We start from the raw sequence: 4,272 nt of genomic DNA on the forward strand, positions 1-4,272 counted from the left end.
GGAATATAAGTTTGTGGTGTTGTAACCTGCTTTTGTCTCCTTTGGTGGTTATTCCTCTGACTATTTGGGCCACGACACATGTGATAGGTTGGCGACCAGATGTCTTATCAGGTGGTGTAGGAATTATAGTCGATATAATTTTGTTAGACTGTCTGATTTATTGGTGGCACCGGATAAACCACGAAATTCCCTTCCTCTGGCGGTTTCACGAAATACACCACCTGGACATGAATTTGGATACTACGTCGGCTCTTCGGTTTCATTTTGGCGAGGTGATAATATCTGCTTTGATGAGAGTTCTTGTTATCGTTCTTTTTGATATCCCGCTGGTATCCGTTATAATTTTTGAAACTATTCTATTGATTGCAACAATCTTTCATCATTCAAATTTACGGTTGGCGCATGGGGTCGAAAAAGTCTTGTCCATGTTCATCGTTACACCAGATATTCACTGGGTTCACCATCATGCCCTTCGTCGCGATACAGACAGTAACTACGGTACAGTTTTCAGCTTTTGGGATAAAATTTTCCGCTCTAGAAGCGCAACTCAAAGAAGTTTGAACATGAAAATAGGCGTTGAAGGAGCAATGGATAAATCGCTCCTTCAATTATTTCTCAAACCTTTTAGGATGAGGAAAGATTAATCCCCAATTTTTTTCTTTTTCATGTCGAGGTCATCAGTTTTGAACACAGATTCGTCTATTGATGCATCATAAACAGGATTCACAAGTGAGACCTGTGTTGTAATGCCTTGTGCATCGACAACTTCCCATTTCCGCAGAGAAATCGGGTTATCACTGAACAGCAGTGTCATTTGGGTGCCGTCTGATTCACCTTCGGCTCTTATTTCTAACTGAATTGTACTGTCAGATTCTTGTGCGCGAAGGATCTGAATGTCTTTGTGAAGTTCGACTTTTTCGCGAATCAAAAACCATAATGGCGTTTTCCATAGGGGCAGATAAGTCGATTGTTTTAGCTTTTTATCGAAATAGAGCAATGTGACGCCATTTGCGATCATCACGATAGGAACAGGTTCGTCATATTCGAAACGCATTCTGCCTGGACGCTGAATATTAACATCTCCTTCGGCTAGGCTGCCATTACTGGAGATTTGAATAAAGCGTGCTGAAACGGATTTCAAATCATTTAGATAGTCTTCGATACGGCGCACGATAGATACTTCATCAGGGGATAGTCCATCCAACCCGTTTGGTTCCACCGCAGCATTTGAATCTGCCTGGGCTGTCTGATCGATTACGCTAATTTGCCCGGTGAACATGAACAGGGCGAAAATCACGGTCATGAAGGACTTTAATGAAAATATTTTATGAAACATGATCAAGGTTTGATCCTTAGAAATTCAATGGTTCTATAGTAGGTTTTGTGCTTTGGGACGCTAGAAAACAAGGCAGTATCTATACGTACTCTATTTGTTCAAGCTTGATTTATCCCTGTTTTATTCATCTCGGTCTGGTACCAGAACTTCACGTTTACCGACGTGGTTAGCTGATGAAATAACGCCTTCATCTTCCATCCGTTCGATGATTGTTGCGGCTCTGTTATACCCGATCTGAAGGCGTCGTTGAACATAGCTGGTCGATGCTTTTCTGCTTTTGATCACTTCTGCGACTGCTCTGTCATACAGTTCGTCGGCTTTACTGCCATTCCCCCCACTGCTTGATGGGGCGGCAGAATCAAAATCAGGGCTTTCTGAATCTTCGGTGGTTACTGATTCGATATAGTTTGGCATGGCTTGCTTTTTAAGCCAGTTCACAACTTCTTCGACTTCTTCATCAGTCACCAACGGGCCGTGGACACGCTGAATTCTTCCGCCTTGCCCCATGTATAGCATATCGCCCTGGCCCAGAAGCTGCTCTGCGCCTTGTTCGCCAAGGATCGTACGACTATCAATTTTTGAGGTCACGTGGAAACTGATACGCGTCGGGAAGTTTGCTTTGATTGTACCGGTGATAACATCAACAGATGGTCGCTGTGTCGCCATCATAATGTGGATGCCCGCAGCACGGGCCATTTGTGCAAGCCGTTGAATAGCAGCCTCAATATCCTTGCCGGCCACAAGCATAAGATCTGCCATTTCATCGACAACAACGACGATATAGGGCAGGGCATTCATATCAAACGGTTGTTCTTCGTGTATGGGCTGTCCGGTTTCCGGATCAAATCCTGTTTGAACCTTCCGCGTTAGAATTTCGCCGTTCTTTCGTGCTTCTGCCATGCGTGCGTTATAGCCGTCGATATTCCGGACACCCAGCTTGGACATGGCGCGATATCTGTCTTCCATCTCACGCACTGTCCATTTCAGTGCAACCACAGCCTTTTTAGGTTCGGTTACCACTGGTGCCAACAAATGTGGAATATTGTCGTAAACAGATAGTTCCAGCATTTTGGGGTCGATCATGATGAATTTACATTCATCAGGCGTAAAGCGGTATAAAAGGGAAAGAATCATGGCATTTACGGCCACTGATTTACCTGATCCTGTTGTACCCGCAATAAGCAAGTGTGGCATTCGGGCAAGATCTACAATGGAAGGAATACCACCAATATCTTTCCCTAATATAATGGGAAGCTTGCCTTTGTCTTTGTCGTAGTCACTGGACCCCATTAACTCTTGTAAATAGACCGTTTGCCGTTTGCTGTTCGGCAGCTCAATACCGATTGTTGTTGAGCCAGGAACAACGGCAACACGAACTGAAATTGCGGACATTGATCGGGCGACATCGTCTGCAAGGCCGACAACCCGGCTGGTTTTTGTTCCGGGGGCGGGCTCAAGTTCATAGCGTGTAACAACTGGACCGGGCCGGATTGTGACGATCTCACCCTTGACGCCAAAGTCATCAAGAACGGTCTCTAGCAAGCGGGCTGTTTTTTCTAATGCATCTTTGCTGAGGCTGTTTTTCCCTGAATCACCGGGGGGATCATTGAGCATGGAAATTGGTGGTAGTTCATACTCACCATCAGCAGTTTCCAGATTAAGACGCCCCTGTTCTTCCGCTTTAATCCGTTTGCTTGGTTGTGCAGGTTTGACAGATGTTTCAACACGAGCGTTGGTAATTTTTTCGTCTTCCAGGGTTGGTTCTATTCGATCTTTCTTGGCACGTCTGCGAATAGCCTTATCCCTTTTTCCTCGGATATCAGGCGTCTCATCATCTTCATCACGATTTCTTTTAAAGGGGTTGGGCGCGTTGAAGATATGTTTGATGTGCCCGGTTGCGGAAAAACCAAACTTTAATCCCCGACCGATTGTCAGCCATTCTTCTTTCCTGAGGGCAACTGCATAAAGAAAAAGGGGAATTGCGATCAAGAATGAGATTAATGAGGCAACCCACGACAAAGCGCCTAAATAGGGCTGGGTCTCATTAATTGCCAGTTGTCCGAATGTACCACCCAAATTGGATGTGTGCCCCAGGCCCAACCATCCCTCTACCTGTGGAAGTCCAGCAAAAGCGATAAAGAGTGTGATAATAAGCAGTGGAAGGGATAGGATTCTAATCCACGGCTGGCTAAGGCTGTGGTCTTTTAAGCATCTCCAGCACCAGCCTGCGAGAATGAGGGGTAGGCAATAGACGGAAAGTCCGACAAATGGCAGCATAAAGCTTGCTGTCTGGGCGCCATAAATGCCTAACAAATTTTCTACAGTTCCATCTGTGGCTCTGTTGAATCCTGGATCTGCTGGGCTATAGGTAACTAAGGAAAGAAACAGCAAGACCCCAACAAGCAAGAGCACGATGCCCAAGCATTCAATCAGGCGTTTTTGAAAGAAAACACCTGTTCCCTGGGGAAGAAGTTGAACTTTATCTGATTTGGCGGATCTTGCCATTAACCGTTAATCCCTACGTCTTGTTTTTCATCCAGTATGTTACGAATACTTATAAAGGCTTTTTCCATAAAGCTTGGGTCATAAACCAAAGCAAGGCGGATATAGCGATCACCCGGCGTAACGCCATCATTGTTAGCGTGACTCATAAAAGCTCCGGGCATGACGCGAATACCAGCGTCTTTCCAAAGTTTTTTTGTAACTTCTATGCCGTTGCCAACATCTAACCATAAACAAAAACCACCTGCTGGTATTTCAACAGGAATACTTTGACCAAGGATCTTTTGGGCGAGATCAAAATTTTGTTTATAAAGTGCGCGGTTTATATTGACGTGTTCTTCGTCCTGCCACAGTCGGGTACCTGCTGCTTGCACAGGTATAGGCACACCTGCACCGCCAACCTGACAGGTTGTGTTGATCATTGATATCCATTT

Annotated in this window: 3 protein-coding genes and 1 pseudogene; 1 reads left to right on the forward strand and 3 read right to left on the reverse strand. The window is 45.2% G+C overall.

The features are described from left to right. On the forward strand, nucleotides 1–644 hold a 644-nt coding region (locus tag Q0241_RS15210), incomplete at its 5' end, for a sterol desaturase family protein (protein ID WP_299378975.1). Here Q0241_RS15210 and Q0241_RS15215 read toward each other — a convergent pair. The 3 genes and pseudogenes from Q0241_RS15215 to Q0241_RS15225 form a co-directional block, all read right to left on the reverse strand. After that, nucleotides 641–1,336, reverse strand: coding sequence for an outer membrane lipoprotein carrier protein LolA (locus tag Q0241_RS15215; protein WP_299378977.1), 696 nt, complete (start codon nucleotides 1,334–1,336; stop codon nucleotides 641–643). The two genes, Q0241_RS15210 and Q0241_RS15215, sit on opposite strands and share 4 nt — an antisense overlap. A gap of 120 nt (nucleotides 1,337–1,456) precedes the next feature. Continuing rightward, nucleotides 1,457–3,841: a DNA translocase FtsK gene (locus Q0241_RS15220; protein WP_299378979.1), complete on the reverse strand. Its 2,385-nt coding sequence runs from the start codon at nucleotides 3,839–3,841 to the stop codon at nucleotides 1,457–1,459. Further along, a pseudogene (locus tag Q0241_RS15225) lies at nucleotides 3,841–4,272 on the reverse strand (aspartate aminotransferase); the annotation flags it as partial. The pseudogene Q0241_RS15225 and the gene Q0241_RS15220, both read right to left, overlap by 1 nt.

The organism is uncultured Kiloniella sp. (assembly GCF_937128705.1).
Lineage (GTDB): Bacteria > Pseudomonadota > Alphaproteobacteria > Kiloniellales > Kiloniellaceae > Kiloniella.

Excerpts from the sequence above, each read along its gene's own strand:
- Q0241_RS15215 (WP_299378977.1), bottom strand. The coding sequence starts at position 1,336 with ATGTTTCATAAAATATTTTCATTAAAGTCCTTCATGACCGTGATTTTC.
- Q0241_RS15220 (WP_299378979.1), bottom strand. The coding sequence starts at position 3,841 with ATGGCAAGATCCGCCAAATCAGATAAAGTTCAACTTCTTCCCCAGGGA.